At 54.1% G+C, this 26,639-nt stretch carries 24 protein-coding genes and 1 tRNA gene; 11 read left to right on the top strand and 14 right to left on the bottom strand.

Annotated elements, in window-relative coordinates:
• The first annotated feature begins 862 nt into the window (after window positions 1-862).
• Both MED297_RS09105 and MED297_RS09100 read left to right on the top strand, forming a co-directional pair.
• Window positions 863-1,705 (top strand): hypothetical protein, encoded by an 843-nt coding sequence (locus MED297_RS09105; RefSeq protein ID WP_008044251.1) that lies wholly within the window; start codon window positions 863-865, stop codon window positions 1,703-1,705.
• Between the two features lie 80 nt (window positions 1,706-1,785).
• Window positions 1,786-2,715, top strand: a complete 930-nt coding sequence (locus MED297_RS09100) for a response regulator (protein WP_008044249.1) — start codon at window positions 1,786-1,788, stop codon at window positions 2,713-2,715.
• On the opposite strand, the gene phoR is transcribed toward MED297_RS09100, so the two are convergent.
• From phoR to MED297_RS21240, 4 genes are all read right to left on the bottom strand, one after another.
• Window positions 2,716-4,044, bottom strand: coding sequence for a phosphate regulon sensor histidine kinase PhoR (gene phoR, locus MED297_RS09095; protein WP_008044247.1), 1,329 nt, complete (start codon window positions 4,042-4,044; stop codon window positions 2,716-2,718). It abuts the gene before it with no gap.
• Window positions 4,041-4,748 carry a phosphate regulon transcriptional regulator PhoB gene (gene phoB / locus MED297_RS09090; RefSeq protein ID WP_040557088.1) on the bottom strand — a complete coding sequence of 236 codons (708 nt, stop codon included), beginning with the start codon at window positions 4,746-4,748 and terminating at the stop codon, window positions 4,041-4,043. Before phoB ends, phoR begins: the two co-directional genes overlap by 4 nt.
• A 104-nt stretch (window positions 4,749-4,852) precedes the next feature.
• Window positions 4,853-5,716, bottom strand: coding sequence for a 4-hydroxybenzoate octaprenyltransferase (gene ubiA, locus MED297_RS09085; RefSeq protein WP_008044243.1), 864 nt, complete (start codon window positions 5,714-5,716; stop codon window positions 4,853-4,855).
• Window positions 5,685-6,239, bottom strand: a complete 555-nt coding sequence (locus MED297_RS21240) for a chorismate--pyruvate lyase family protein (protein ID WP_008044242.1) — start codon at window positions 6,237-6,239, stop codon at window positions 5,685-5,687. Before MED297_RS21240 ends, ubiA begins: the two co-directional genes overlap by 32 nt.
• Before the next feature lie 236 nt (window positions 6,240-6,475).
• On the opposite strand from MED297_RS21240, the gene MED297_RS09075 reads away from it, so the two are divergent.
• The 3 genes from MED297_RS09075 (at window position 6,476) to MED297_RS09065 (ending at window position 8,300) form a co-directional block, all read left to right on the top strand.
• Entirely contained in the window at window positions 6,476-6,748 is a 273-nt protein-coding gene (locus tag MED297_RS09075; RefSeq protein WP_040556938.1) for an HU family DNA-binding protein, read from the top strand.
• 172 nt (window positions 6,749-6,920) lie between these two features.
• Window positions 6,921-7,289 (top strand): SCP2 sterol-binding domain-containing protein, encoded by a 369-nt coding sequence (locus MED297_RS09070; protein WP_008044238.1) that lies wholly within the window; start codon window positions 6,921-6,923, stop codon window positions 7,287-7,289.
• A 120-nt stretch (window positions 7,290-7,409) separates the two neighbouring features.
• Window positions 7,410-8,300, top strand: a complete 891-nt coding sequence (locus MED297_RS09065; RefSeq protein WP_008044237.1) for an adenylate kinase family protein — start codon at window positions 7,410-7,412, stop codon at window positions 8,298-8,300.
• A gap of 19 nt (window positions 8,301-8,319) precedes the next feature.
• On the opposite strand, the gene MED297_RS09060 is transcribed toward MED297_RS09065, so the two are convergent.
• Both MED297_RS09060 and speA read right to left on the bottom strand, forming a co-directional pair.
• On the bottom strand, window positions 8,320-9,102 hold the full coding sequence (locus MED297_RS09060; RefSeq protein WP_008044235.1) for a GNAT family N-acetyltransferase: 783 nt from the start codon (window positions 9,100-9,102) through the stop codon (window positions 8,320-8,322).
• A gap of 178 nt (window positions 9,103-9,280) precedes the next feature.
• Window positions 9,281-11,188, bottom strand: a complete 1,908-nt coding sequence (gene speA / locus MED297_RS09055) for a biosynthetic arginine decarboxylase (RefSeq protein WP_008044234.1) — start codon at window positions 11,186-11,188, stop codon at window positions 9,281-9,283.
• A gap of 202 nt (window positions 11,189-11,390) precedes the next feature.
• Between speA and MED297_RS09050 the strand changes: the two genes are divergently transcribed.
• Window positions 11,391-11,774 (top strand): RidA family protein, encoded by a 384-nt coding sequence (locus MED297_RS09050; protein WP_008044232.1) that lies wholly within the window; start codon window positions 11,391-11,393, stop codon window positions 11,772-11,774.
• 8 nt (window positions 11,775-11,782) lie between these two features.
• Here MED297_RS09050 and MED297_RS22055 read toward each other — a convergent pair whose 3' ends face one another.
• Window positions 11,783-11,923 (bottom strand): hypothetical protein, encoded by a 141-nt coding sequence (locus MED297_RS22055; protein WP_008044230.1) that lies wholly within the window; start codon window positions 11,921-11,923, stop codon window positions 11,783-11,785.
• Between the two features lie 169 nt (window positions 11,924-12,092).
• Here MED297_RS22055 and MED297_RS09045 point away from each other — a divergent pair, with 169 nt between their 5' ends.
• Both MED297_RS09045 and MED297_RS09040 read left to right on the top strand, forming a co-directional pair.
• Window positions 12,093-13,022, top strand: coding sequence for an LpxL/LpxP family acyltransferase (locus MED297_RS09045; RefSeq protein WP_161599291.1), 930 nt, complete (start codon window positions 12,093-12,095; stop codon window positions 13,020-13,022).
• Window positions 13,019-14,416 carry a M17 family metallopeptidase gene (locus tag MED297_RS09040; RefSeq protein WP_008044226.1) on the top strand — a complete coding sequence of 466 codons (1,398 nt, stop codon included), beginning with the start codon at window positions 13,019-13,021 and terminating at the stop codon, window positions 14,414-14,416. Before MED297_RS09045 ends, MED297_RS09040 begins: the two co-directional genes overlap by 4 nt.
• Window positions 14,417-14,444: 28 nt before the next feature.
• Here the strand turns inward: MED297_RS09040 and MED297_RS09035 are convergent, their stop codons facing one another.
• Together MED297_RS09035 and MED297_RS09030 are read right to left on the bottom strand one after the other, a co-directional pair.
• Window positions 14,445-15,452, bottom strand: coding sequence for a nicotinate-nucleotide--dimethylbenzimidazole phosphoribosyltransferase (locus MED297_RS09035; RefSeq protein ID WP_008044225.1), 1,008 nt, complete (start codon window positions 15,450-15,452; stop codon window positions 14,445-14,447).
• Between the two features lie 158 nt (window positions 15,453-15,610).
• Window positions 15,611-16,321, bottom strand: coding sequence for an SDR family oxidoreductase (locus MED297_RS09030; protein WP_008044224.1), 711 nt, complete (start codon window positions 16,319-16,321; stop codon window positions 15,611-15,613).
• A gap of 30 nt (window positions 16,322-16,351) precedes the next feature.
• Between MED297_RS09030 and MED297_RS09025 the strand changes: the two genes are divergently transcribed.
• Both MED297_RS09025 and MED297_RS09020 read left to right on the top strand, forming a co-directional pair.
• On the top strand, window positions 16,352-16,846 hold the full coding sequence (locus tag MED297_RS09025) for a helix-turn-helix domain-containing protein (protein ID WP_008044223.1): 495 nt from the start codon (window positions 16,352-16,354) through the stop codon (window positions 16,844-16,846).
• A gap of 210 nt (window positions 16,847-17,056) precedes the next feature.
• Window positions 17,057-19,144 (top strand): hypothetical protein, encoded by a 2,088-nt coding sequence (locus MED297_RS09020; RefSeq protein WP_008044222.1) that lies wholly within the window; start codon window positions 17,057-17,059, stop codon window positions 19,142-19,144.
• A 194-nt stretch (window positions 19,145-19,338) separates the two neighbouring features.
• On the opposite strand, the gene MED297_RS09015 is transcribed toward MED297_RS09020, so the two are convergent.
• The 4 genes from MED297_RS09015 to MED297_RS21235 all read right to left on the bottom strand — a co-directional run bounded on the left by MED297_RS09015 (window position 19,339) and on the right by MED297_RS21235 (window position 24,151).
• A tRNA-Leu gene (locus tag MED297_RS09015) sits at window positions 19,339-19,423 on the bottom strand.
• Window positions 19,424-19,504: 81 nt separating this feature from the next.
• Window positions 19,505-21,466 carry a putative bifunctional diguanylate cyclase/phosphodiesterase gene (locus MED297_RS09010; protein ID WP_008044221.1) on the bottom strand — a complete coding sequence of 654 codons (1,962 nt, stop codon included), beginning with the start codon at window positions 21,464-21,466 and terminating at the stop codon, window positions 19,505-19,507.
• A gap of 71 nt (window positions 21,467-21,537) precedes the next feature.
• Complete coding sequence (ettA, locus tag MED297_RS09005) at window positions 21,538-23,193, bottom strand: energy-dependent translational throttle protein EttA (RefSeq protein WP_008044220.1); 1,656 nt, start codon at window positions 23,191-23,193, stop codon at window positions 21,538-21,540.
• Window positions 23,194-23,290: 97 nt separating this feature from the next.
• Entirely contained in the window at window positions 23,291-24,151 is an 861-nt protein-coding gene (locus MED297_RS21235) for a helix-turn-helix domain-containing protein (RefSeq protein WP_161599290.1), read from the bottom strand.
• A gap of 131 nt (window positions 24,152-24,282) precedes the next feature.
• On the opposite strand from MED297_RS21235, the gene MED297_RS08995 reads away from it, so the two are divergent.
• Window positions 24,283-25,254, top strand: a complete 972-nt coding sequence (locus MED297_RS08995) for a DMT family transporter (RefSeq protein WP_040556936.1) — start codon at window positions 24,283-24,285, stop codon at window positions 25,252-25,254.
• Here MED297_RS08995 and MED297_RS08990 read toward each other — a convergent pair.
• Complete coding sequence (locus MED297_RS08990; RefSeq protein WP_008044216.1) at window positions 25,170-26,324, bottom strand: hypothetical protein; 1,155 nt, start codon at window positions 26,322-26,324, stop codon at window positions 25,170-25,172. The genes MED297_RS08995 and MED297_RS08990 overlap by 85 nt on opposite strands.
• Window positions 26,325-26,639 lie beyond the last annotated feature (315 nt).

Genomic DNA, 26,639 nt, shown 5'->3' with positions numbered 1-26,639 from the left:
AGTCGTAAGCAGCGTAATCCATTAACGGTTCATCCTGAGTACAAAAGCCAATCCGGGCTTATTGTCTGACACTTCCTGTGCGTGTCCTGAGTTCATCCATGCGGCGTCCATACCGGCACTGCCTGTGCCACTCCCACAACACTTGCCTGTGTTGCTTTACCATCCGTTGGCAACCATCCTGGTAACCTGATTTCCTGAGTAACTCTTCCTGAGCTACTGAACGTAGTATAGCGCTGCCGACTCATCTGTTTTTGAGTGAAAAACGTACAGTCTGGTGTTCGTTTAAACAGAGTCGGGCTGTAACGCCCATGATCTGGGTCAAGGTGTCGACTACGTCACAGTTTAAAGCGGGTTTTCGTACAAAACTTGTAGGATATGTCTTACAAAGCATTGAGGCGAAATGGACATGTGGATCGGTGCGGTCAGCGCGATTTCCAAGATTTCAGCTTTTCAAAAAGAAAAGAGAAAGGGGAAAGCACGCTTTCCCCCTGGAGTCGTAAGCAGCTCATCCGTGATCCTGTTCATCCTGAAAGATGACGTCCTGTCACCTGTGTGCTCATCCTGAGCCTGTCCTGATTCATCCGTGCGGTATCCGTACCGGCCAGACTCCGCTGGCCCTTCCCGGGAACGCTCCTGTTCCCTTACCATCCGCTGGTTGCCATCCTGGCAAAAAATCCGTCTTGTTCGTCCTGAACGCAGGCTATTATAGGGAAGACGCCATCGTTTCTGAGGTCAGGTTTTTGGCATAAGAAACTGTCAAAAAATTGTAAGCCCATGAATAAGGGGCTGCAGAGGTGGCTGCCAACTTCATCACAATTCACTGTTGCCATGTCGCACGAGAGTTGTAGGAAATATCGTACAAATGAGATCGCAGAACCAGAAGCAGAGTCCTTACTTACATCTATACGGTGATGACACCTTATTGCGAGCCGTTAAAAATGGCCGGATTCCACTCCAGACGGATTGGTCATTTTTGCAGCCGTACCTGTCGTTTGTTCAATGGCACGACCGAAAACAACAGCCTGTCAGCGAGCAGGAAATCCTTTCGGCGCTGAAAGCCCACTACGAAAAGCTGCCGGATACCATTCGATCTCTGCTGAGTTTCGAGGACTTTCTGCAACAACGCGACAAGTTGGAGCCGGACATTCGCCAGACGATCCGCCGGAAGCGTCGCTCGGGTGTGCAGGGCTATGCGGTTGAGCGGCTCGATAAAGCGGCCTTTCTGCGGTTGTACTCATCGGCGTTAATCGACAGCGCCTGGCAGCGGCACGGAGCCGGTTTCCAGGGCGTATGCTTTTGCTTGCGCAGCGATGCGGCGTTGTTGACGCCAAAGCCGGGCTATCCGGCGCTGCTGAAGCCGGTGGGCTATGGTCAGGCGCATCAGGTGGCTCCGTCGTCAGAGAATCCGGTTCCCGGCGCCTTTACCGGGCCGGAGACCGACGCCGCGGAGGCTGAATGGCGTCTGGTGCTGCCGCGTGGTGAGGCCGAGGTACCGAGTGCCCGTTTAACCAAAGGCGATGTTGTGCGCATCTACCTTGGCCCTTTGGCAGATACCGAGCTGGTAAAATCTGTTCGGCATCTGGTTCGCTTTGATCAGCGGTTCCGCCATTGCGATCTGTTTCAGGTGGTGCCGGATGTTGCTCATTGGAAACTGACCGCACAGCCGCTGGACCCGAATACGGATGACGAAAACGACGCGCCGTGATGCGCTGGCGATCTAAAATTTTGTTCTGCGTCGTGCACATCTGCTGCTAAGCTGATTGATAAATATTTACTGGACGGAACATGCAAAAGCTCCATTTTCTGGTCGTCGATGACGCCAGCTTTATTCGGGATCTGGTGAAACGAACCCTGAAGAGTCAATTTGCTCAATGTGAGATCGATGAAGCCATACACGGTCGTAAGGCTCAGTCGTTATTGAATAAGCGCCGTTACGATCTGGTGTTGTGCGATTGGGAAATGCCGGAACTGTCGGGACTGGAAGTGCTGCAATGGTTGCGCGAACAAGAGCGTGAGCAGGGTAAAGACAAGACGCCGTTTATCATGGTGACCAGTCGTGGTGATAAGTCCCACGTGGTTCAAGCGGTCGAGTCAGGCGTATCCGATTACATCGGTAAACCGTTCAGCAGTGATCAGTTACTGAAGAAAATATTTAAAGCCTTATCGGTGAACCATCGCGACTTGATTCGGGCCATTCTGAAAGGGTCCGCCGCGATGCGTCCGAGCTCTGGTACCGGTAACGATTCAGCTCAGGTGCTCACCGCAAAAAGCGTGGCGCCACCAAAATCAGTGACCCAAACCGGTGACGGTTCGGCCGGCTTACTGACCGCGGGTTCGGTCAGCTCGAAGCTGGTGTCCGAGGCCCGCGGCGGTGCGTCCGCGGCCGGTACACAGAAGAAAAGTTTTGGCGCTGTTCAACTGCGCTCGCCGAAAGGGCAATGGAAAGGACAGTTGAAAGACATCACGTTGACTGGCGCGCAGGTACAGATCGAGTTTGGTGACAGTCCACCGCCGTCTGTACTGGAGCAGGTGGTGATCGACATTGTCGCGAAGTCGATGCCGGACCAGGTGGCGCGCATCAACACCTTCGTGACGTCGATTGTGCTGATGGAAAAGACGTTGGAATGTCAGCGGGCGGTCATTGGCATCCAGATTGTGGATGACGATGAAGACAAGCTCAGTCTGTTAAGCCGCTTCATCGCCGAACACCGCTGATCAGCCTTCCAGCTCGTCCGCTTCTTCCGTTCGCGTTGGATCAATCACACGGGCTTTCGGAAAAATACAGCTGAAGGTCGAGCCTTTACCCTTCTCGCTGCTGACGTCCAGCCGGGCGTTGTGCAGCTGCAGGGCGTGCTTAACGATGGCCAGCCCTAAACCCGTCCCTCCCCGGTCGCTCGAACGGCCGGCATCAACCCGGTAAAAGCGTTCGGTGAGGCGTGGAATATGATGCTGATCGATGCCTAACCCCTGATCCTGCACACTGAGAACGGCGCCGTTATCGATCGCGCGCCAGCTGATGGTAATATCCGATCCCGGTTCGCTGTAGTTCACGGCGTTAAACACCAGATTATTAATGGCCGAGCGAATCTCCCCAGGACTGCCACGCAGGTGCAGATCTGTCTGACAGTCGATGACAATGTTGTGCTCTTCTTCACCGGAGAGTTCCAGCGCGTCAGAAGCCACCTGTTGCAGAAAGTTTGGGATATCAATGTCCTGGCCGCTGTCGCTGCTTTGTGCTGAATCCAGTCGCGTCAGTAACAGCAGGTCGTTCACCAGGTTGTGCATGCGTCTGGTTTGGTGATCCATGCTGTGCAGGGCTTTTTCAACCGGAGGGGACAGGTTGTCTGAAAACGCCAGAATGTTTTCCAGATGCCCCTTAAGCACGGTCAGCGGTGTTTTCAGTTCATGCGAGGCATTGGCCACAAAGTCTTGGCGCATGCTTTCGAGTTGTTGCAGGCGGGTGACGTCACGCAGCAGCAGTAAGCGTTCACCCCGTCCGAATACGGTCATGGCGACCTGAAGGAAATAACCCGAACGCGCTGGGTTTTCCAACGTAATCGGATCCTGGTGCGAGGTTTTGTTGTAAAACCGGATAAACCGGGGTTCACGCATCAGGTTGGTTAACAACTGACCCATGTCTTCCCGGCGCAGTCGCAGCAGTTCTTTGGCGGCGCTGTTCCACCACTGAATATTGCCATTCACATCCAACAGGATGATGCCGTCGTTCAGGGCTTCGGTGGAGGTCCGCATACGCTGCACGATGCCCCGGTAGTTCTGAATCTTTTTCCGGTGTTCGCGTTGTACACGGTAGAGGTGATCAAAGACGACCCCCCACAAACCGATGGCTTCCGGCGGGGTGTCTTTCGCGCCGCTGATCAGCCAGGCAATCAGCCGATGTTGCTGATAAAGAATCCAGACGAGGTAGCCAATCGCCGTTGCCGCCACAAACACCCAGGGCATGTCGACAATCCAGCCGGCGATGAAGGCAATGACCAGGCCGATGGTCAGATGCTGGTAATGACTGCGGCGAAGATCGCGAATCATGAATTGTCCGTTTCAGTAACCTTTGTGGAGAAACGATAACCTGTTCCGCGGACAGTTTGAATCAGACTTTTAAACTCATCGCCCAAGCCTTTGCGTAATCGACGAATGTGGACATCCACGGTGCGTTCGTCGACATATACATTACCACCCCAAACCTGATCAAGCAGTTGGCCGCGGGTATAGGCTCGTTCGGCATGACTCATAAAGAATTGCAGCAGGCGGAACTCGGTCGGCCCCATGCTCAGTTCATCGCCATGGGCGGTAATGCGGTGTGAATTCGGGTCGAGTTTGAGCCCATTGATTTCAATCGGTTCATCGATGCCGGCCGGTGTTGAACGGCGCAGGACGGCCTTCAACCGGGCAACCAGCTCTCTCGGTGAAAACGGCTTGGTGATGTAATCGTCGGCGCCGGCTTCCAGACCGGTAATCTTATGGTCTTCCTCGCCTTTGGCCGTGAGCATGATGATGGGGATTTCGGCGGTTAACGGATCACGTTTCAGGCGACGTGCGAACTCCACACCACTGACCTGAGGCATCATCCAATCGAGCAGGATGAGGTCAGGTTTCTGATCGACCACGATGCTGTGCGCATCTTGCGCGTTGGAGGCTTCGAGGGTGCGATAGCCCGCCATTTCCAGCGCCGCGGCGATCACTTCCCGGATCGGGGCTTCATCGTCAACGATGAGGATGCTTCGACTTGACATAGTTTCTTCAACCATCGGTTCGTTAAATCCAGAGTGCCTGTCATCAGACCGTTGTTATTTAACGAAGCTTTAGTGACAGAAATGTTACAGATGTCACTAAATTGTCAAAAAGTAAAAGCGTAGTTGAGGATCAGTGCGATGAACAGCACCAATCCGACCCAGTGGTTGTTTAAAAAGGCCCGGAAGCAGGCATCACGATCGCGACCACGAATCAACCACTGCTGGTACCCGAATAGACCTGTCGCCACCAGAACCGCCAACCACCAGATCCAGCCCAGTTCGGCTTGCAGGCCCACAAATATCCACGCCAGCACCGTCATGGCTTGCAGCAAACCCACCATGAGCCGGTCGTACTCACCGAACAGAATGGCCGTGGAACGAACCCCGATTTTCAGGTCGTCGTCACGGTCGACCATGGCGTACAGCGTGTCATAGACGACGGTCCAGAGCACACAGGCACTGAACCAAAGCCAGGTGGTTTCCTGCAGTGGGACTTCCTGCGCGGTGTAGGCCATTGGGATAGCCCAGGCGAAGGCGGCCCCCAACACGACTTGCGGTAGATAGGTGTAGCGCTTCATGAAAGGGTATGCCGCGGCCAATGCCAGTGCGATAAACGACATCTTGATGGTTTCCGCATTGGTCAGCATGACGAGCACAAAAGCGGTCAAGACCAGGACCGCAAACAAAATCAGCGCTTCGCGGGCGCTGACCAGCCCGGTCGCCAGCGGTCGGGCTACCGTGCGTTTAACGTGACCGTCAATGTGTCGATCTGCAAAGTCATTAATCACGCAGCCGGCCGAGCGCATCACCAGAACGCCCAGCGTAAAAATGACCACGAGCCCGAGCGGCGGCATGCCTTGAGCCGCGAGCCATAACGCGGCCAGAGTGGGCCAGAGCAGCAAATAGGTGCCAATCGGCCGGTCGAGCCGAGTCAGCTTAATATAATGTGAGAGCGCGGTTTTGTTCATAGTCGACCAATGCGGGTAGAAAAAACTCGCTGACCAGCAACGGTTGCTGATGCAGCAGGTAGCGGGCTCGGCGTCCCCAGCTGTCGTCAGTCTGGCAGACCTGTTCATGGTCTTTGCGGACATCGGAGGAGGAAAACAGCAGTTCACCTAAGGGTTTGTCTTCGAGCCGGGTTAACTGGCGCAGGCCATGACGCAGACTGCTTTCCGGAACCAGCGTGTGTGCAGCCACCCAGGGCGTGTTGCCGTGCATCAGCAAGACTTTTCTGGAAAAGCAGGCGCAGGGGCCGCTGTGCTCAGTAAAACCTTCAATGGGGAGGCTGACATAGATATGCGACTGATCCAGTACCTGTACCCGAAACTGATCGGACCTTGCTTTTAATGCCTTGGTCAAACTGCCCGGCATGGTCACCCAATGGCGATACGCCGGTGGAATCGATGTTCGCGCCGGATTAAGAGGCTGCCAACGATGATGTCGGGTGTCTGGGTCGCTGATCAGTCGGGTCACGGAGGTTTTCAGTTGCATAGATGCGGCGAGTTTAACGCGGAGATCCCTGCTTTCGCCAGTCCGTGACAGAATCCGATGATTAAATCGAAAATATCCGCAGAAATTGATCGAAAGTCGACCAATTTCGGTGTTTAGGGGCTTGGCAAACCCCCGAGCGGGTGGTTACTCTAGAGGCATCATAAGCCTCATATCGCGGCACCGCCCGCTTTAGTGGCAGTAGATCAATAAAAATAACGATTGTGAAGGAAGTTGCCATGCGAAAGCCCGAACTCGCTGCCGCCATTGCTGAGCGTGCAGATCTCTCTAAAGATAAAGCCGGTGAAGTACTGAATGTGCTTTTGGACCAGATTACGCAGTCTGTTGCGAAGAAAGAATCTGTGACGCTGGTTGGTTTTGGTACGTTTGAAGCCCGCTCACGCGCTAAGCGTAAGGGTAAAAATCCGCAGACCGGTGCGGAAATTGAAATCCCAGCCAGCAATACGGTCGCGTTCAAAGCCGGTAAGGCGCTGAAAGACGCGGTTAACTGATCGATTCTCTTTGAATAGATGCATAAAAGGCCCATTCGGGCCTTTTTTTGTGCCTGTGAGTTTTGGCTTTGGATCGGTGGTACGACATTTCAGTGATGTATGGTCGGTATTGCTGTACATCTGTGCGGTAATGATGATAATTCAAACACTTGTTTGAATCTGAGAGTCTGAAATGAAACTACGAGTGTTGCTGTGGCTGATGGCGGTAATGTACAAGCGGTCTTCGCGTCGCAATGAGTCCATGCGTGAGTATCTGCAGAATGTAGAGCGAACCATTCAGTTTGCAACGGAAAAACGTAATGTGGCCCGGTATCTGCGCTTTCGGGATCAGCGGGTCTCCAGTCAGGCGAAAGAAACCGACGAGGCGGAACTGACCATTCGTTTTTCTGATGCCGCAGTCGGGTTCCGGATTCTCTGGGCCATGGCCTCTGGCAAAGACAAAAATGCCTTTATGCGCGGCATACAGGAACAGCAGATCAAAGTTGAAGGCGATCCGATGCTGTTGATGTGGTTTCAGAAGTCGATTAAGTACATTCGCTGAGAATCCCGTCAGCAAGCCGCTGTTTTGGCTTGCGTTCTGACAAAAAGCTGAGCAAGATTCCCCCCCGGTCAGCAGGGCCTTGGGCTCTGCCTGTTTATTGCGTATTGTGAGGGGATTCCTATGGACGTTCAGAGTCGGCTGAAATCGTTGGTACAGGTGGAGAAGGTCAAAGTTCGGGAGGCTGGCGTGATCATCCTGACCGGGCCTTCCAGCTGTGGTAAAGGCGAAGTCGCCAGTGCCCTCTGCCGTATGTTGCAGATCCGACCGGAAGCGCATCTGTCCATGGGTGAAATCCTCCGCAACACCTTTCGTCAGGCAAAAGAAGACGAATCCTTTGCTGAGCTGCTGGCGACTAAATACGACCTCAGTGCTCAGACCAACATTTACGACTGTGTTGATACCACCGAAGCGCTCAGTGCGAAAGTGCGTTCATACCAAGCCTCGTTAGAAAAGTATTTTGCTAAAACCGGAATGGACCTGTTCACCTCTCAGTTGGAGTGGCTGGAGTTCTGTACCATGAATGGTCTGTTGGTCCCCAATCGCTGGACGGAAAACTTTGTCGCAGCGCACATTGAACAGGCACGATCCACCCGGGAAGAAACCTTCATTCTCGACGGTTATCCGAGAACGCAGCGAGCGGCCGAGCATCTGCTCGAGTTTCTGGAGTCTATGAACATTCCGGTACTGAAGGTATTGCATTTGAGTATCAGCCGGAAAGAAATGATGGCCCGTGCCCAATCTCGAGGGCGCGCCGATGACGATGAAGAGTCACTGAAGAAGCGTTTCAACTTCTACATCGAAAACGTGCAGCCAAGTGTGGATTACATGAAAACCCGATTGGGATCTGACCGCATTGCACTGATCGATGCCCATCAGCCGGTGTTTGATGACACCAAAGCCGGACCCAAGTTTAACCTGGATGCCTCCATCAATGCTGTGGTCACCAGCGTGCTTCGCGCCATGGGTGTACCGCGTGTGGTACTGAACGACATCATGGCAAACGACGACTAAGCAACACTGTCCGCCGGGTTCAGCCCGGCGATCTCTCCAGCATCATTTCTGAAAACTCAGCGACCGTGTCGAAGCCGGCTTTCGCGTAAGTGCGTTGAGCCGCAAGGTTCTGAGCATGGACGTTGAGTCCGATGTGCGGTGCCACGCGTCGCAGTGCATCGCATAAATCAAGGGTCGTTGCCAGGGCATAGCCTTGCCCTCGCTGCGCCGGTGCTGTGGTAATACTGCCCAAGGCCGTGCTGCCGAATGACTGGCTCAGGCAATGAATGCCTGCTGCGCTGACCAACTGACCATCCTGTTCCAGGCCTGCAAACGGATGCACCTCTAACATGGTCGGGTCGAACCAGTTCTCGGGATAAGCTTGCTGATAAAACGCACTCAGTCGTTCGGCGTCCTCAGGACCCAGCCAAACCGTAGTCGCTGAGGTATTCGGTCGTTCAGGATGCCGCCTTTGAATCATACGTTTTTGTGTTTCATGGTAGGTGCAGCGGAACTGTGACAGGAAAGGCGCTTCCAACCCCTGACTGATGTGTGCATAGACACGCGGGCCGAGCGTGGGCAGCACAGCTTCGATCAGGGGGAGCATGTGTTTATGGTTCGATTCACCGAGTGCCATCAGCACCGGCAGATCCCCCATCTGATACAGCAAGACCAGAGCGGAAATGTTACCTGCCGTTCGCTGCACCCAGTAAGTGCAGCGAGACCAGAAGGGGTCATCCAGATCGCCTAGGGCGTAGAGGTGAAGATCTCGGTCTTGGGCCAGATACCGGGACAGTTCGGCTTTGTCAGTACAGACGTCCATGGTCGATTCTATCGGTTTCTCAGTCAGCGAATGTGGGCGGATCGTCGATACCCCCACCAACGCTTTTCAATGACAATCACAAACGCCCGGCCACAGTGTGTGCACAGGCGGGTGTGCCCGCCTGGCGTTTTTCTGGGGTAGTCGCCGTCAAACGGTGAACCACAGAACGGGCAGCGCATCAGTCGTTCGCTTTCTGACGTGGCTCGAGGTAGGTCACTTTTTTCAAGCTGTTACGGTAAATTTCCATCAGCTTCTGACGTTCTGACAACGGCATGCTGCTTTCTTCCAGTTGCATCGCGTAGGCGTCGGTAATCATCTGTTCGTTAAAGTCGACGTAGCCCAGAACGTCTTTAATGGTGTCGCCCTTGCGTGGATTGCGCAGTACCAGTTTGTTGTTCTCATCAAACAGAGCGTCCAGGCTGTCGGTATCACCAAACAGGTTGTGCAGGTCGCCGAGAATTTCCTGATACGCACCGACCATAAAAAAGCCCAGCCAAGGTCGTTCGTTGGGCTGCCATTTCGGTAACGGCAGGGTGGATTCGACCCCTTCGCCATCGACATAAAACTCAACTTTGCCGTCTGAGTCGCAGGTGATGTCCTGCACGACGCCCCGACAGACCGGTTCCCGATCCAAACCGGTCAGCGGCAGAATCGGGAAGATCTGATCGATGGCCCAAACGTCCGGCAGCGATTGGAACAGCGAGAAATTCACAAACAGTTTGGTGGCCAGCTTTTCATTCAGGTCGTCCAGCATATCGCGGTGAGCGCGTTTGGCCGGGTTCAGCTGTCCGGCAATCATGCCGTTAATGGCTCGGACCATGTCTTCGGCGTGCGCCCGCTGCTGCAGGGTTAAGTAGCCCTGGTTGTAGGCATCGTGCACGTCATTCAGGAAGTAACTGGCATCGTGGTAAAGCTCGGCATGCGGCCGGTCTTGTTTCAGCGTGCTCTGATAACAATACCAGAGTTCCCGCAACAGGCTCGGGGCTTCATCGTCCGGCTGGTCGGGTGCGCGGGTATCAGGGGTTTCTTCTTCGGACACATCGGTAATCAAAACAGCGTGGTGCGCCGTTACCGCCCGTCCGGATTCACTGACAATCATCGGGTGGGGCAGCTCTTCCTGCGTGCAGGCATCACGGAATGCGAACACCACGTTGTTGGCGTACTCCTGTAACGAGTAGTTCATCGAGCAGGATTCGCGCGATTGTGTACCCTCGTAATCGACACCCAAACCGCCGCCAACATCGACGATGTCAATCGGTACGTTCAGGTGGCGCAGCTCAACGTAAAAGCGGGCGCATTCGCGCAAACCTAACTGGATATCACGGATGTTGGCGATTTGTGAGCCCAGATGGAAATGCAGCAACTGAAAGCTGTCCAGCCGATCGTGCTCGCGCAGATGCTCTGTGATGGTAATGATTTCGGAAGCGGTCAAACCGAACTTGGACTTCTCCCCACCGGAGTTTTCCCACTTGCCTTTGCCGACACTCGACAGACGTGCCCGTACACCGATACGCGGCAGTACGTTCATCTCTTCAGCGATGTTCAGGATCCATTCCACTTCACTGATTTTCTCGACCACCAGATAGACATGGTGCCCGAGCTTTTCGGCGGACAGTGCAAGGCGGATATACTCTTCGTCTTTGTAGCCATTGCACACAATAGTGGTGGCGCCACGCGCGGCTTCGGCCATTACCGCCATCAGTTCCGGTTTACTACCGGCTTCAAGTCCAATGCGGGGCGTGCCGGCCAGGCGCTGGCCTTTGATGATTTCTTCGACAATCCGACGCTGCTGATTCACTTTAATCGGATACAGCGGCTGATAGACGTTCTGGTAGTTTTCGATCTTGATCGCCGCTTTAAACGCTTCGTTTATGCGCGCCACCCGATCGTGGAGAATGTGTGGAAAGCGCACCAGCAGGGGTAACTGCAGGCCTTTGGCTTTTGCCGCTACGGCGATGTCATTCAACGGGGTTTGACCGGCATTATTAACAACCGTTTCACCACGATCATTGACCGTGAAATAGCCTTCGGACCATCGGTTGATGTTATACAGCTCAATTGCGTCGGTTACTGTCCAGGTCATCATTCGTCTCCACCACAGAACGCACAGTTAGTCACACTACCAGTGATTGTCGGGATGCTGAAGCGGTGGTATCCGTTCTTCATCCCGGGTAATCTTCCGGTCAGAGCCGGGTCAGCGCAGCCAGAAGCAGCGAGTTGCATCGGGGCTGGTGTCGCGGGCGCGCTATTTAATCAGGTTAGTCGCTTTATTTACAGGAGATTTCGCCATGAGTAAGACAATAATTTCAACGGACAAAGCCCCTGCGGCTATCGGTACCTATTCACAGGCCGTAAAGGTGGGCAATACGGTCTATTTATCCGGACAGATTCCCCTGGATCCGGCAACCATGACGCTGAACGACAGTGACATGAGTACTCAGATTCATCAGGTCTTTAAAAATCTGACCGCGGTGTGTGAAGCGGCCGGTGGCAACCTGAATGACATTGCAAAACTGAACATCTTTCTGACCGACCTGAGCCACTTTGCACTGGTTAATGAGATCATGGCGGAATACTTTGCCGAACCCTATCCGGCTCGGGCGGCTATTGGCGTTGCTCAGCTACCGAAAGGTGCCGCGGTCGAAATGGACGGCATTCTGGTCGTTAGCTGAGCTTCGGATTAACCTCTGCGCTTGCGGGCCTTTTGCGCCGCGCGGGCATCTTTCCAGCCCTGATATCGGATCATCAGATGCTGCAGGCGGGCAATCAACAGGTGCGCGCCTTTGCGTTGAGTCAGGAAACTCGGAAGTGGTTTGGCCATGATTTGTCTGTTCCGGTCATGAGTAGGAAGCGGAATCCTTTTCCGGCATACTGCCTCAAAAATTTAAACGTCGCCCATCCCTCGGGGCGTAGCTACTGTAAAGAGTTCAAGGTTGATGGGTCAAGGTAGAACCAAACGGCGCTTTGTGAAAGACCAGAAAGATTCACAAGTGACCGATAAATATCGCTATTGGCACTTTCTGGCGCCGAAATTCTGGTTAACCTGGCTGGGCATCGCCGGACTTCATCTTTTAGCCTGGCTGCCCTGGCGAGCGAAAGTTGCCACGGGCAAAGGGCTGGCTCATATCATTAAGCGGGTGGCGAAGTCCCGTTACCAAACCCTGCAGACAAACATCCGGTTGTGCTTTCCGGATTTGAACCCCGATGAGCAAAATCAACTGATTGAAGACGCGCTGTTTTCCAACGTCTTTGGTTTTATTGAGACCGCTCATGCCTGGTGTCGCGGGCTTTCGGGCGTGCGTATTGAAGTGCAGGGGCAGGAGCACCTGGACGCTGCCGAGCAAGACGGGCGGGGCATACTTTATATGACCGCGCATTGGTCGTTTCTGGATCTGGGGGCCGCCATAATCGGGACTCACCTGTCTGCTGGAACGATCTACCGCAAACACGACAACCCGCTGTTTAACTACTTTATGACGCGATCCCGGGAAAAACATCTGGCCTATACCGTGGCCCGTAAAGATGTGAAAGGCATGATCCGCCGGTTACGTCAGGGTGAAGGTCTGGCCTATATGCCCGATCAGGACTTTGGACCCAAGCGATCGATTTTTGTGCCATTTTTCGGGGTGCCAACCGCCACCATTACGATGACCAGTAAACTTGCCGAAGCCGGGAATGCCATCGTTCTGCCGATCAGCGGTTATCGAAAAGGGCTGTCGAGTACTTACGTGTTCCGGATCGATCCTCCGTTGGCCATCCCTTCAGGTGATGAAGAGCAGGACACTATATTGTGGACCCAATGGTTAGAAGGGGTTGTTGCGCAGCACCCGGATCAGTATTTATGGTTACACAAACGCTTTAAAACACGGCCGCCTGGTGAGCCGTCCGTTTACGCTAAAAACGCTAGAGAGAGTTTATGAAGAAGTTTGTTTACCCGGATATTCAGATTGCCACAGCCAGCCAGGTGCCGGACGGTGCGACCGCGGTGATGGAATGGCGCGGCCAATCTGAACATGCCTTAATCAACGATCATCTTGCCGGTGAGCGCCGTTTGCGTTCGTTGTTGCCTACCGGGCAGTTTTGGTCGTTTGCGAAAGAGCCAACGCAGGCATCGGTATTTGAACGGTTAACACTGGCGCGTGCGCTGGTGACGGGTGCGATTCGCAAAGACGATACTGAGCTGGCCATTGTCGCTGATGACGCGGATCTGCTCGATGCATTACTGTCTGCGTTACTGGCCAACCTGTTTGTGTTGCCCGATTTCAAACAGACGCCGGAGACCCACAAAGCCGTTAAACTGACGGTGGTCGGATCACTCAGCGATAAGCAGGTGAAGCGACGTCTGGCCGAAGCCGAAGGCAATGCCATGGTGCGTTATCTGTCGACCCTGCCGGCCAACGAACTGAACCCGTGGTCTTATCGTGAGCTGGTAGAAGAACTGGCCGAAACGGAAGGCTGGGAATGCCGGGTGTATCGCTACAAAGAGCTTGAGCAGATGGGCGCGGGTGCCTTCCTTGCGGTGGCTCGTGGCTCGTCTAAACACGAAGCGTCCATCGTCCGCTTGCATTATCGCGGCAATCCGGATTCCGTCGATACGGTTTCCATGGTGGGTAAAGGCGTGACCATGGACACCGGTGGCTACAACCTGAAAACAGGTGGCTCCATGTTTGGTATGAATGGTGATATGGGCGGCAGTGCGGTGGTTCTGGGTAATTTGCTGGCGGCCTCGCGCCGACAACATAAGGTCAACCTGACGGGCTGGCTGGCCATTACTGATAACCATATCGGTCCTGAGTCTTATCACGCCAACGAGTGGGTAAGAGCCTTAAATGGCACCACCATCGAAGTCGTGGATACCGATGCCGAAGGTCGGATGATCCTGGCCGATACGCTGACGCTGGCATCACGCGAGCACCCATTGGCGGTGATTGATTACGCGACCCTGACCGGGTCCTGCGTCGCTGCGCTCTCAACTCGTTATTCGGGTGTGTTCACCAACCATGAACCGTGGTTTTTACCTTTAATTGAAGCTGGTAAAAACAGCGGTGAACGGATCTGGCCGTTTCCGATTGATGCTGATTACGATGAGAACATCAAAAGCTCGGTGGCGGATGTTCAACAGTGTAATCCGGGGAAATCGTCTGATCATATCGATGCGGCACGCTTCCTCAGTCGCTTCATTGAGCCGAAGGTGCGCTGGGTTCATGTTGACCTTTCGTCTGCTCAGCATAAGGGTGGCTTGGCCCACGTCCCGACCGATGTGACCGGTTTTGGTGTGCGTCTGACTCAGTCACTGCTCAATATGCTGTTCTGAGTACCGTGATCCCGGTGCTGAACCGGGATCAACGCAGGTACTGTACCGCCGATTCAATCAGCGGCCACGCCATCACCGAACCGGTGCCTTCACCCAGCCCGATGTGAAGGTTCAGCAATGGCCGCTCGCCGAGATGTTTCATGATTGCATGTTGGGCGGTATGAGCTGACTGGTGGGCAAACTGCCCATAGTGGCGGATTTCCGGGTACAGGTCGTAAAGGGCAAGCATGGCAGCTGAACAGGCAAAGCCATCAATCAGAAACATGCCGTTGAGTTCCGCCGTGGCCGCCATGGCACCCATGATGGCGGCAATTTCAAAGCCGCCGACACAGCGCACCACCTGCCAGCCGTCGGTCATTTGCGACTGGTGCAGTTCAATCGATTGCGTGAGCACATCGATCTTATCACGGTTCAGCAGAACGTCGTGACGATTACTGTTGGCGACGGCCGCTTCTGGTGTAATCGGCAACAAGGCAAGTGTCATGGCGGCCGCGCTGGTGGTATTGCCCAAGCCCAGAGCGCCGAACGATAAAACGCGGGCGCCTTCCGCCATTTTCATCGAAGCCAGTCGTCGACCCAGTTCAACTGCCTGCACCATTTCTTCCTGAGTCATGGCGGGCATCATTGAAAAATCCCGGGTACCTTGGGCAATGCGTTCGGTGATGAGATTCGGGTGCGGCGCCAACTCTTCTCCACGTAAACCAGCATCAATGACCGTCAGATCCACCTGGTGTTGCTGGCAAGCTTTGGCGACAGGCGCGTGCCAGCTCAGCAGTCGACGGGTGTGATCAAGTGAGGTGAGACGGCTGAGGTTGGCCTGATGTGATCGGTCATAAATGCCATGGTCAGCACAAAAAACCAGATGCTGCAGCTGCTGCAGTTCAATGGCGTGGGTGTGTTGAATGCAGGCAAGACGGCGGACCACATTCTCTAACAGACCCAGCGAGTTTTCGGGTAGGCCAAGAGCATGGATGTAGGACGTTAGGTGGTCGGACTGTGTCAGGCTCAGAGGTTCAATACGGAATGTCGGTGACATAAGGGTTCCCGGAGACTACGAAACAACGGCACCCCGGGTCGAACCGCGACCTTCAATCAGCGATTGAGCCGATGGTGCATCGTAAAAAAGTGTAGCAGGAAAAACTCAGTTCACCGGACGATGCCCCCGACTTTGCCCAAAAAATCGTAACGATAAACTTACTGACCCATCAGCCCGATGTCTTCCAGAAAAACCCGTTCCGGCCGCGTTAGTACATATTCTGCTGCATCCGCCAGATCTTCTGTTTGCAGCCAGCCACTCAGTTGGTCCGTATCGCGATCGGGTGCCGGCACCTGAACCAGCGCTGGCATTAAGTTATGCACGCGGATACCAAAAGGACGAACTTCTTCCTGCAATGCCTTGGCAAAGCCCATCAAACCGAACTTTGCGGCGCAATAGGGGCCGGCTTTCGCATAACCGTGCTTAGCGGCTTGAGAGGCAATGTTCAGAATGAAGCCATCACCACGTTTCTGCATTTGCGGTAACAGAGCCTGCGTGACCAGAAACGGACCTTTCAAAGTGGTGTTAATCACACGGTCCCATTCCTCTTCCGGGCAGTCGGCCAGCGTGTGTTCGACGCCGAGGCCGGCATTGTTGACTAGTACATCCACATCGGCAAAGTCCATGGGCAGCTCGGCCAGGGCACTGACCACCGACTGGCGATCCCGGACATCCATAGCGAGGGCAAACGCATGATCCCGGCCATCCTGGTTCAGCCGTTCAGCGGCCTTCGTAAGCAGATCGAGTCGTCGGGAGGCGATGACAACACGCATGCCCATGCCATGCAAACGTTGCGCAATGGCCAGTCCGATCCCGCTGCCACCTCCGGTGATCAGCGCCGTTTGACCCTGTCGTGATTTACTGTTCATAATGTTCCTCCGCTTTTGACCGGTTTCAGTATGCCTGTGTTCACCGAACAGCCCTACCTCTCGGAAACCGAAACTTCGGACTCTGGTTCGACCTTTGCTGATCGTCTCAGCGAGTTGATTGGTGACGCCTCCGTATCTGCGTTTGCCCGTCGGGTGGGTCTCAGCGAGAGTCTGATCCGCAAATACCTTAAAGGCAGTGAACCCAGTTTATCCCGCGCCGATCAGATTGCGCGCCGCGCCAACGTCAGTTTGGAGTGGTTGGCGACTGGCTGTGGTTACATGTATCGGCAAGCCGAGGTCGTGGATCAGCCAGCGTTGGCGTTAGCAGACGAGCTGGTGGGGCGCACCTTGCAAGAGGTCAGGCTGATACCCTCGCCCTTGCAGCGAATGACACTGACCGTCTCGGTGTATCAGTTTCTGAGAACACACAAAAAATCTGATGGTTATCTCGATCATCACAGTGGTCGCCAGTTTGCTGAACATACCGTGGCTTCGTTGCTGAATGTGTCTGATGATCAAACCTGAACACCACCGAACACAGGTCGATTAGACTCCGGTGGTGATGCCGTTGCGGTAATGTCAACGTGAAACAACTGAAAACCTATTCTGAATCAGTTGTGGTCATGTTGATCAGTATGAATGAGGTCGACGGGTGTTTAATCCGTCCTGAATCGCCTATGATGGCGCGCGAGCGGGTGCCGCTCAAACGATTACGTGAAACCCAAGGAACGAAATATGACGCGAAATTTTTTCACATCGGCAATGCTGGCGGTCTGTCTGGCCGGTGTATCGCTACCCTCTCAGGCCTTTGATCTGTTCGGCCTGTTTTCAAAAAACGACCTGGAAGACATGATTCCTTATGTCCCCGCTGAAACGCCTATCTTTTTTGCCGGCACCGCTGATCGCGATCTGGTTGAGCAGATGAATCAGGTCATGGACCCTTCTTTGTTCGCAGATACCGGCGCCGAAATGGAAAAACTGTTTGCCGAAGGGCCACAGTCCCCGGGCTTGGATCTGTTTCAGTCGCTGGTGCTCGATTTCTATGGGAATGACGATGAAAGCATCGTCGACACCTATGAGCGCTATGGCTACAAATTGGACGGCGCGTCGTTGTTCTACGTCGATGGTGTGTTCCCGGTCATGCGTTTTGCGCTCGACGATACCGACACCTTCTGGTCCGCCTTGGAAGCCCGGGCCGAAGAGGCTGACTATACGATGACTGAACGCACCCTCTCCGATGAGCGGTTGGTCACCTTTGAACTGCTTCAAGAGCCAGAGTTCACGCTGTCTTTAGGGTTGCTGACGGCGAACGACACACTGACGTTGGCACTGTTTACCCCAAAAGATTCTGATGATGCGCTGAAGCAGCGTTTTGCATTGACCAAACCGGCGAACGCCCTGACTAAGTCAGAATGGCGGGATCTGGGTGATGACTACGATTTCGATGAACAGATGCGTGGTTACGTCCACCTGGTCCGTTTAGCGAATGTCCTGCTTAATGAGCAGACTCTGGCCGCACAACAGTTAAACGATCTGTTGCCGGAAGGACTGCCTACCTCTGAGTGGCCTCAGGCTTGCCGTGAAGAGTCGCTGGCATTGTTGTCCGGTGCTCCGCGTGTGGTCTTCGGATCGCAATCGATGGAACTTGACGGTGAAACCATCAGCATGACGTTGTTGACGGCACTCGAAATCAACAATGACGACATCCGTAATGACTTGCTGCCATTACAGGGTTTTGTCCCGGCGTATGTGACGAACAATCCGGAGCTGGCCTTAGGTCTTGGCTTGGGTCTGGACATGGACAACCTGGTGCCGGCACTGTCGTCGCTTTGGAATCGTTTTGTACAAGCGGACTTTGAATGTGAAGTGCTGCAGGGCGCTCAGATGGAAGTTCAGGAACTCAACCCCGCTGTACTGTCGATGGCGGCCGGTTTTGCACAGGGTGTGAAAGGCGTCAGCGCCGGTCTGTTTGATCTGGCGTTCGATGACGCCATGGAAAATGTCAGCGCCGATCTCCTGATCAGCGTCAGTGCGGAAAAACCGAGTGTTATCGCGTCGCTGATGACCAGCTACTTGCCGTTCCTGCAGGGGCAGAGCATTCCTCAGGACGGAACCCCGGTAGAAATGAGCATTCCAATGCTGCCGGTTCAACCGAGCATTGCCATTAAGAACAAGCATCTGGTGTTGTTTACCGGTGAAAAATCCGAAGCCGAAGCCAATGCTCTGGCGGATGTTGAACTGTCGGCCAATGCCCTGAGTGGTGTGACCATCGATTATCAAAAAATGGGCGATCTGATGATGGACAGCACCGCGTTGATGAGTGAGTTTGCCAGCGGCGACTGTACCGACACTTACGTAGGCGCTCTGGCCTTGAAAAACTTCGATTTTCGCCTCAGTGGCGGTGACCAGTTCACTGAGCAGGGCTACGTGACGACCTATAACATCAACATGAACCTGGCCGCATTCCAAAGCAGCGCCGAAGATGTCAGTGGCGAATATCAACTGGAGATGATGGATTACGATTGCAGCTGGATGCCCATTGGTCAGGAAGTGCTGAATGCGGATGGTACCGGTGTTTTCAGTCAACAGGATGAAGCCGGCGAATGTGTCGTGTATGAATCCCGTTATGAATGGTCCAAATCCTTCTCAACCATGGAGCAAACCAACTCAACTAATCGTTACCGCGATGACTGTTCATCCGAGTGGCTCGATGAAGAACCATACGACTTCACCTGTATGGTGCTGGCCGCGGACGATGAGGGTTTCTACTGCATGGAAGTCACCGAAGGTGAGTCCACTTTGTATCGATATACTGAGCAGTAATGCAGGTTAGTCATCGATAAATTCAGACGGCTGCTCAGGCAGCCGTTTTTTTTGGCCGGCTGAACTTGTGTTAAAGCGATGACAATGTCGGGATCTGAATAGCGGCGCAGTTCGACGAAAGGCAAAAGTGCGTGAGCAAGGGAATTCTGGAAAAAGAGGATGAGTCTTTGCAGCGAGTACTTACAGAGAGTAAGTGGTGCGGACGGAGAGACTCGAACTCTCACACCTTGCGGCACCAGAACCTAAATCTGGCGTGTCTACCAATTTCACCACGTCCGCACGTGAAGAGCGCGCATCATAGTGAGTTTTGTCTTACAGATCAAGTGCTTAGACCGCGGTATTTCGCCTGAGAACGGCGGTTTACTGGGCACTGATGCGGCGAGCCGACAACCAGTCGCCGGTATCTTCCAGTGGTTTCGGTCGTGCATACACATAGCCCTGAATGCAGTGGCATCCAAGCTGGTCAACAATGGTCAGTTCCGCTTCGGTTTCAACACCTTCCGCAACCACCTGAATGCCCAGAGTCGAACACAAATCGATGATCGATTTCACCACCGCTTGCTGTTTGTCCGATTCCGGCAAGTCCAGGATAAAGCTGCGATCCAGTTTCAGAATCTGGAAAGGCCAATCGGGGAGTCGTGACAGGTTGGCGTAACCGGTTCCGAAATCATCGAGCGCCAAACGAATACCAAAATCCCGGATGGACTTAAGATGTTCCAGGAAGGCTTCGTCATGGTCGGGCAAGCGGTGTTCGGTCAGTTCCAGTTCCAGGTATTGGAAGACTTCCGGGTGACGCACCTGCCATTGGTTCAGACTGTCCAGTAAGGTGGTATTAAAGCTCTGCAAGCTCAGATTGATGGCCAGTGGCAACGGTTCGATGCCCTGACTCAGCCAATCGCTGATCTGATTCAGCGCCTGTTCGAGCATGTAGGCGTCCAGCTCCCGGATCAGACCATTCTGTTCGGCCAGTTCAATGAAATTGCCGGGAAACATCAGCTGGCCGTCCTCAAGCGGAATCCGCACCAGGCACTCTAGAGCTTCGATTTGCCCGGTACGGCAATCGATACGTGGCTGCCCGTGGATGGCTAAGTCCTGATCCTGGATGGCGTTGCGCAGGATCTGCTCTTTATTGAGCCGTCTAATGGCCTGATCTTCATAGCCCGTGTGATACCAGTGAATCTGGTTGCGGCCGCGTTTTTTGGCATTAAACAAAGCAACACCGGCGTGTTGCTTCAGTTTTTCGAGGGTATGGCCGTGTTCCGGCGCGCTCGCGACGCCGAATGAGGTCGTGAAACTGTATTGAGAATCGCCTAACGTAATGGGCAGGTTCAGTTGTTCATGCAGATCGAGCAACCGACGTTCGATCGGTTCGTCCTGATCGTCCATCAGAAACAATACAAACTCATCAGCGCTGGTGCGTGCCAACACTTCACCTTCGTGAGTGGCGAGCAGAATACGTTCGCTGACCTGGCGCAACAGTTCATCTCCGCTGTCTTGGCCGAGCGAGTCGTTGAGCACTTTAAAGTGATCAATGTCGATATGAATGCAGTGCAATCCGGACTCGGGGTTTTCCGTCTGCGCCATGTAACGGCTGAGCCCGCTTTGGTTCATAAACTGAGTTACCGGGTCTTTCAGTAACTCTGACTCGGCTACCAACTCGTTTTTGTAAGCGGAGATATCCATCGCAAAACCGATGAGTCCGACCACTTCAGATTCTTCATTCAACAGCGGGTAGCGCTCGATGCGAACCCATTGTGCGGCCTGGTTGCTGAAATCAAATCGTAACTCAACCTTTTGCGGTTGTTTTGTGGTCAGGGCTTCGTTGTCCGCAGCCGCAAAGGCCTCCACCAGTTTCGGATTGAGCAGTTCCGCGTCGGTTTTGCCTTTGGGGTCGACATTGTTGCACCAATCCCTGGCGAACGCGGTGTTCGTGACCAGGTATCGACCAAACCGATCTTTCAGCCAGATCGGGAACGGCAGGTTCTGTTGCAGCGACTGTAACAGCACATGGTCATCGCGCAGCTGCTTGCTGGTGTCGAGCATGTCTTTCGCTTGTATCAGCGCATTCTGCAGGTGTTTTTGATCATTCTGCGCCAGATGCAGGCGGATATGGGCGTATATCCGAACCGCAATCAGTACACAGGTGATGCTGAGAAACGTCAACACGACGGCGAACAGGGTGCTGCCCATACCGAGATCGGTCGCGAACATCCAGAACCCACCCAGCAGGAACATCCCCGCGCAAAAGCCCACGGCAACCAGTGAGATCATCGGGCCTTTCAGAGGGGTTGAAGGCGTTTTGGGCGTTGCTGAACGGGTCATCGCAGTCTCATTACTTCTGTGCTGAAATCACAACGCCGGCGATGGCCGGCGCTGGTTCGGGTCGTATCGGCTTACTTGATACGTTTGTACTTGATACGGTGCGGACCTTCGTTGCCGGTACGCTGTTTGTAATCTTCTTCGTATTCGGTGTAGTTACCTTCAAAGAAGACCGCATTGGACTCACCTTCAAATGCCAGAATGTGGGTTGCGATCCGGTCGAGGAACCAGCGGTCGTGCGAGATCACAATGGCGGCGCCCGGGAAGGCCAGTAAGGCTTCTTCGAGTGCGCGCAGAGTTTCCACATCGAGGTCGTTGGTCGGTTCGTCCAACAGCAGAACGTTGCCACCTTCTTTCAACAGCTTGGCCAGGAACAGGCGGTTACGTTCACCCCCGGACAGGTTTTTCACCAGCTTCTGCTGGTCGCTGCCTTTGAAGTTAAAGCGGCCGATGTATGCTCGCGAAGAGGTTTCATAGGTGCCGATGGTGATGGTGTCCATACCGTCGGATACTTCTTCCCAAACGGTTTTATCGCCATCCAGTTCGCGCATCTGGCCGACGAAAGCGGTTTTGACCGTCTCACCGATTTTAATGGTTCCGGAGTCCGGTGTTTCCTGTCCCGTAATCATCTTGAACAATGTGGACTTACCGGCACCGTTACCGCCGATGACGCCGACAATCGCGCCCGGTGGGACGACAAAGTTTAGGTCTTCATACAGCACACGACCGTCGAAAGCCTTGCTGACATCCTGAGCTTCAATCACCACATCACCCAGACGTGGGCCAGGCGGAATGTAGATTTCATTGGTCTCGTTACGCGCCTGATAATCCTGAGAGTTCATCTGTTCGAACTGCTTCAGACGAGCCTTGGATTTGGACTGACGGCCTTTAGAGCCCTGTCGGACCCATTCCAGCTCGGCTTTAATAGCTTTCTCGCGAGCGGCCTGTTGTTTCTGTTCAGTTTCAAGGCGCTTTTCTTTGGCTTCGAGCCAGTTGGAATAGTTGCCTTCGAACGGAATGCCCTGACCGCGGTCGAGTTCCAGAATCCAGCCGGCGACGTTATCGAGGAAGTAACGGTCGTGCGTAATGGCCACGACGGTCCCCGGATACTCGTGCAGGAAGCGTTCAAGCCAGGCGACGGACTCGGCATCCAGGTGGTTGGTCGGTTCGTCTAATAACAGCATGTCGGGGTTGGCCAGCAACAGACGACACAAAGCGACCCGGCGGCGTTCACCACCTGACAGATGTTCAACCTTGGCATCCCATTCCGGCAGACGCAGTGCATCGGCGGCGATTTCGAGTCGGTTCTCGGTGTTGTGACCGTCCGAGGCATTGATGATGTTTTCCAGCTTTTGCTGTTCGGCGGCCAGCTTGTCAAAGTCGGCATCGGGTTCAGCGTAGGCGGCGTAGACTTCGTCCAGGCGAGCCTGCGCTTCTTTAATGTGGTTCAGTGATTCTTCAACCACTTCGCGGACGGTCTTGCTGTCGTCCAGTTCCGGTTCCTGTGGCAGGTAACCAATGTTCAGATCAGGCTGTGGTCGGGCTTCACCGATGATGTCGGTATCGATGCCGGCCATGATGCGCAGCAGCGTCGACTTACCGGCACCGTTCAGACCCAGAACACCAATTTTTGCGCCCGGGAAGAAGGAAAGTGATATGTCTTTCAGGATTTCACGCTTGGGAGGGACGACCTTCCCGACACGATTCATAGTAAAAACGTATTGAGCCACAAAGACTGCCTTTAATGTTGCATATGAAGACGCGAGTTTAGTGGAAGGGCTGCTCGAAGTCACACCCTCCGTCGGACAATGTGTCGGACGCAGATGTTTAAGCCAGAGTCCGGTACTCGGACGGGGTCACGCCAAGATGCTGTTTAAATATTCGGCTGAAATGGGCCGGGTTGGCAAAGCCACAGGCGATGGCAACGCTGTTGGCCTGTTCACCGGATGACAGCAGGTGTCTGGCATGGTCCAGACGCAGTTCCCGCTGGTACTCTGCGGGCGAGCAGCCGAGGCTGGTTTTGAAGGCACGTTGCAGGTGATATTCGCTCAGATCGACCAGCCCGGCCAGGTCACTCAGTGTTAGGGTCTGTTCGAAATGTTCGGCGAGGTACTCCTTAAGTCGACGCTGATGAACGGTGCTGAGTCCGCCTCGCCAGGGTTGTGTTACCGGTTGGTCGAGCGCGATTGAAATCAGACAGTCGTAAATCGGCAGCAGCTTCTGTTCAACCTGCAGTGGATTGTCGTTGGCAGCCGTCAAAAAAAGGTGTCTGGTGAGCGCTTCCAGCGACTCGTGCTGCGCAAAGGTGAGGTCTGGCAACTGCACCCGTTGGGGATCCATATTGCGCTCGCGTTCGGCGAACCGTTTGATCGCCCGATCCGGAAAGTAGAGGTGAGCAAAGCGATGGGTTTCGCTGATTTCCCATGTGGATTCTTCGCCTTGAGGCAGCAAGCACAGGGTTCCGGCGGCACCGGTGCGTCCGGACGTTCGGTAGCGACCATCCACCCGGCGACTGCCGTGACCGCCATTCAGGTACAGACTCAGCGTATGCTGTTTGTCTTTTGTGTAATGCACCCTGTCATTGTGGTTCTGCCAGAACGCCAGGTGCAGATCGTCTGTCAGTCGACGTTCACCGAGCAGGCGGGCATTAGAGCCGGACAGAGTATGATAAACCAGAGAGTGTTTCATAGGGCGAAAGCTACGATGTCCGCGCGGATCTGGCAAGCGGTTCGATCGATTCACCGCAAGAATGTGCAAGTCCGTTGAAGGTGCTGTGGCACTGTGCTCATCCAACCACATTGCAGAAAATAGGCAATCCAATGAACGCAATACTTTACGCTATCACCGTCGTGATCTGGGGCAGCACCTGGCTGGCCATTTACTTTCAGGTGGGTGAGGTTCCGGTCAGTGTGTCTGTTATGTATCGATTCGCCCTGGCGGCTGCATTGATGCTTCCGGCAATGGCGTTATTGGGCAAGTTACAGAAAACCACGCGGCGTGATCAGGGGTTTATGGTGTTGCAGGGTGCGTGTCTGTTTTCGATGAATTTCCTGTGTTTTTACTCCGCCACTCAATACATTTCCAGTGGGTTGGTCTCGGTCATCTTTTCATTGGCAACGCTGTTCAACGCGGTGAATAACCGGGTGTTTTTTCGTGAGCGATTGCCGGTATCGGTGTTCATCGCCGCCGGGTTTGGCTTGTCGGGGTTGAGTCTGTTGTTCTGGCCGGAGCTGACGGACAACACGAATACCCAGGTGGTTCGTGGTGCCGCCCTGGCGGCGTTGGGAACCTTGTTCTTTTCGTTGGGGAACATGGTGTCGAAACGACACAGCCAGAAGGGGTTGTCACCGCTGACTACCAATGCGTATGCCATGACTTACGGGGCCGGACTGTTAGTGATTCTGTTGGTGATTCAGCGTCAGCCATTGGTGATGTCCGATTCGCCAGTCTATTGGGGGGCGTTGGTTTACCTCAGTGTGTTCGGGTCCATTGTGGCCTTTACCACCTACTTGATGCTGGTGGCCAGAATCGGCGCGAATCGAGCTGCCTACGCGACCGTGATGTTCCCCATGATTGCGCTGTTGCTGTCTTGGTGGTTTGAAGGGTATCGCTTTAATGCGGCGGCGGTTCTGGGGATGGCTTTGACCGTGACTGGCAACATTGTGATCAGCCAGCCACGGTGGTTATCGAGGAGTGTTCAGCGGATTTACAGGTCGAGATCGCTGCGCCAGCCGAACAACTTGCCAGCCCAGATGTACATGACCCAAACAAAGATACCGAACGGCAAATAACCGAAGTAGCCGAGCAATGGCATTTCAGAATAGAGATGAATGATGTTCACGTAGGGAACATCATAAATCCAATAGTTCGGGTTTACCTGCGCAATGGGGCCGCTCATATTAAACGGGTTATAAGCTTCGCTACCGTGGTTCCAGAACTCCCAGAGGAAACCGTTAAATAACGAGGCGACGGCAATTAAAATGGCCGGTGACCAGTTGCCCTGTCGGACCGACTCCATCGGCGTCCAGATGCCCAATCGCATCAGTTGCCCGACGATCATGGCCAGCGGGCCGATCCACAGCCCCCAGAACACTGGATACGGCCACGCCACGCAAGCCGCGATGACGACGATACCACCAATGATCAACCAACTGCCCTGCAAAGGCAGGTTTGGTCCATTTTGGTACCGGGCCACCAGTTTTGGGTAGCTGTTCAGCAGCGTGTACCACTCAAAAATGGCCGGCCAGACGGTGGAATAGGCGACCAGGAAAATCGCCACCACGGTGGCGTGTGATAATGGCGACGTCACGCCATTGGGGTAATACCAGTTGCTGAGTACGAAGTAGTCGAAGTATTCGAAATAGTACCAACCGAATACTGAAAACAGTGTCGAGATGATAAACAGCGTCGGCCGATTGCGGATCAGGCTTTTGCCTCCGGTACGGGCGTAGACAATGCCGTCGAGCATGATGATGAAGCCCCACCACATCGGCGAAAAGGAAAAGTACACCAGATCACCGAACAGGGTGGATCGGCTCCACATCAGCCACCAGAATGCGCACATGAAGGCCGCACCCACCCAGAACCACCAGGGAAAGGAGGTGGGTGTTGGTTTCGGGGCCGGTGTCGCGCCCTGGAAACCGAACAGCTTCGGAAACAGAATCAGTGCGGTTACGGCCAGGCCGCCAATGGCCAGAACGGTAAAATAAATCCAGTTAAACCCAGGGGTACCCGGCACTTCGACGGGTGGAAAGGTACCAAAGCTCGGCGGCAGGTGGTTTGGATACACAAACCATGCGACGACCAGTGGTAACAACAGCGTTACCAGAAATGGCCAAAGCAGTTTTAATTTAAGCGGCATGGAGGACGTCCTCTGTCGTCATTAATGATTGAACGACGTTAGCAACAACCGGGTGCTAGCTCAACTGTAATTACTGTCGGGTTTTGCCAGTTGTTGTTTAGAGTTCTCCAGTCTTGAGGCTCTGGATAGACCTCGGCATTCACCGGAACAGATTGTTGCGAAAGTTTTTCTGTCTGTGACTGGGATTGACCCGATCAATGTGTAAAATAGCGGCTTTCCTGAATCTGACGAATTTCTGAACAGAATCTGACTTCTTGGTCGATTTCTCAGAGGCGTTACCTCAGCAGCGGCACCAACGGTTTATTGGCCTTGTTG

The sequence above is a fragment of the Reinekea blandensis MED297 genome, from assembly GCF_000153185.1.
In the GTDB taxonomy this organism is placed as follows: Bacteria; Pseudomonadota; Gammaproteobacteria; order Pseudomonadales; family Natronospirillaceae; genus Reinekea; species Reinekea blandensis.
The sequence above is the reverse complement of the archived record's forward strand: the minus strand, read 5'-3'. Positions and strand labels throughout refer to the sequence as shown.

Coding starts and splice junctions, on each gene's coding strand:
- MED297_RS09105 (WP_008044251.1), top strand. CDS start 863: ATGAGATCGCAGAACCAGAAGCAGAGTCCTTACTTACATCTATACGGT.
- MED297_RS09100 (WP_008044249.1), top strand. CDS start 1,786: ATGCAAAAGCTCCATTTTCTGGTCGTCGATGACGCCAGCTTTATTCGG.
- phoR (WP_008044247.1), bottom strand. CDS start 4,044: ATGATTCGCGATCTTCGCCGCAGTCATTACCAGCATCTGACCATCGGC.
- phoB (WP_040557088.1), bottom strand. CDS start 4,748: ATGTCAAGTCGAAGCATCCTCATCGTTGACGATGAAGCCCCGATCCGG.
- ubiA (WP_008044243.1), bottom strand. CDS start 5,716: ATGAACAAAACCGCGCTCTCACATTATATTAAGCTGACTCGGCTCGAC.
- MED297_RS21240 (WP_008044242.1), bottom strand. CDS start 6,239: ATGCAACTGAAAACCTCCGTGACCCGACTGATCAGCGACCCAGACACC.
- MED297_RS09075 (WP_040556938.1), top strand. CDS start 6,476: ATGCGAAAGCCCGAACTCGCTGCCGCCATTGCTGAGCGTGCAGATCTC.
- MED297_RS09070 (WP_008044238.1), top strand. CDS start 6,921: ATGAAACTACGAGTGTTGCTGTGGCTGATGGCGGTAATGTACAAGCGG.
- MED297_RS09065 (WP_008044237.1), top strand. CDS start 7,410: ATGGACGTTCAGAGTCGGCTGAAATCGTTGGTACAGGTGGAGAAGGTC.
- MED297_RS09060 (WP_008044235.1), bottom strand. CDS start 9,102: ATGGACGTCTGTACTGACAAAGCCGAACTGTCCCGGTATCTGGCCCAA.
- speA (WP_008044234.1), bottom strand. CDS start 11,188: ATGATGACCTGGACAGTAACCGACGCAATTGAGCTGTATAACATCAAC.
- MED297_RS09050 (WP_008044232.1), top strand. CDS start 11,391: ATGAGTAAGACAATAATTTCAACGGACAAAGCCCCTGCGGCTATCGGT.
- MED297_RS22055 (WP_008044230.1), bottom strand. CDS start 11,923: ATGGCCAAACCACTTCCGAGTTTCCTGACTCAACGCAAAGGCGCGCAC.
- MED297_RS09040 (WP_008044226.1), top strand. CDS start 13,019: ATGAAGAAGTTTGTTTACCCGGATATTCAGATTGCCACAGCCAGCCAG.
- MED297_RS09035 (WP_008044225.1), bottom strand. CDS start 15,452: ATGTCACCGACATTCCGTATTGAACCTCTGAGCCTGACACAGTCCGAC.
- MED297_RS09030 (WP_008044224.1), bottom strand. CDS start 16,321: ATGAACAGTAAATCACGACAGGGTCAAACGGCGCTGATCACCGGAGGT.
- MED297_RS09025 (WP_008044223.1), top strand. CDS start 16,352: ATGCCTGTGTTCACCGAACAGCCCTACCTCTCGGAAACCGAAACTTCG.
- MED297_RS09020 (WP_008044222.1), top strand. CDS start 17,057: ATGACGCGAAATTTTTTCACATCGGCAATGCTGGCGGTCTGTCTGGCC.
- MED297_RS09010 (WP_008044221.1), bottom strand. CDS start 21,466: ATGACCCGTTCAGCAACGCCCAAAACGCCTTCAACCCCTCTGAAAGGC.
- MED297_RS21235 (WP_161599290.1), bottom strand. CDS start 24,151: ATGAAACACTCTCTGGTTTATCATACTCTGTCCGGCTCTAATGCCCGC.
- MED297_RS08995 (WP_040556936.1), top strand. CDS start 24,283: ATGAACGCAATACTTTACGCTATCACCGTCGTGATCTGGGGCAGCACC.
- MED297_RS08990 (WP_008044216.1), bottom strand. CDS start 26,324: ATGCCGCTTAAATTAAAACTGCTTTGGCCATTTCTGGTAACGCTGTTG.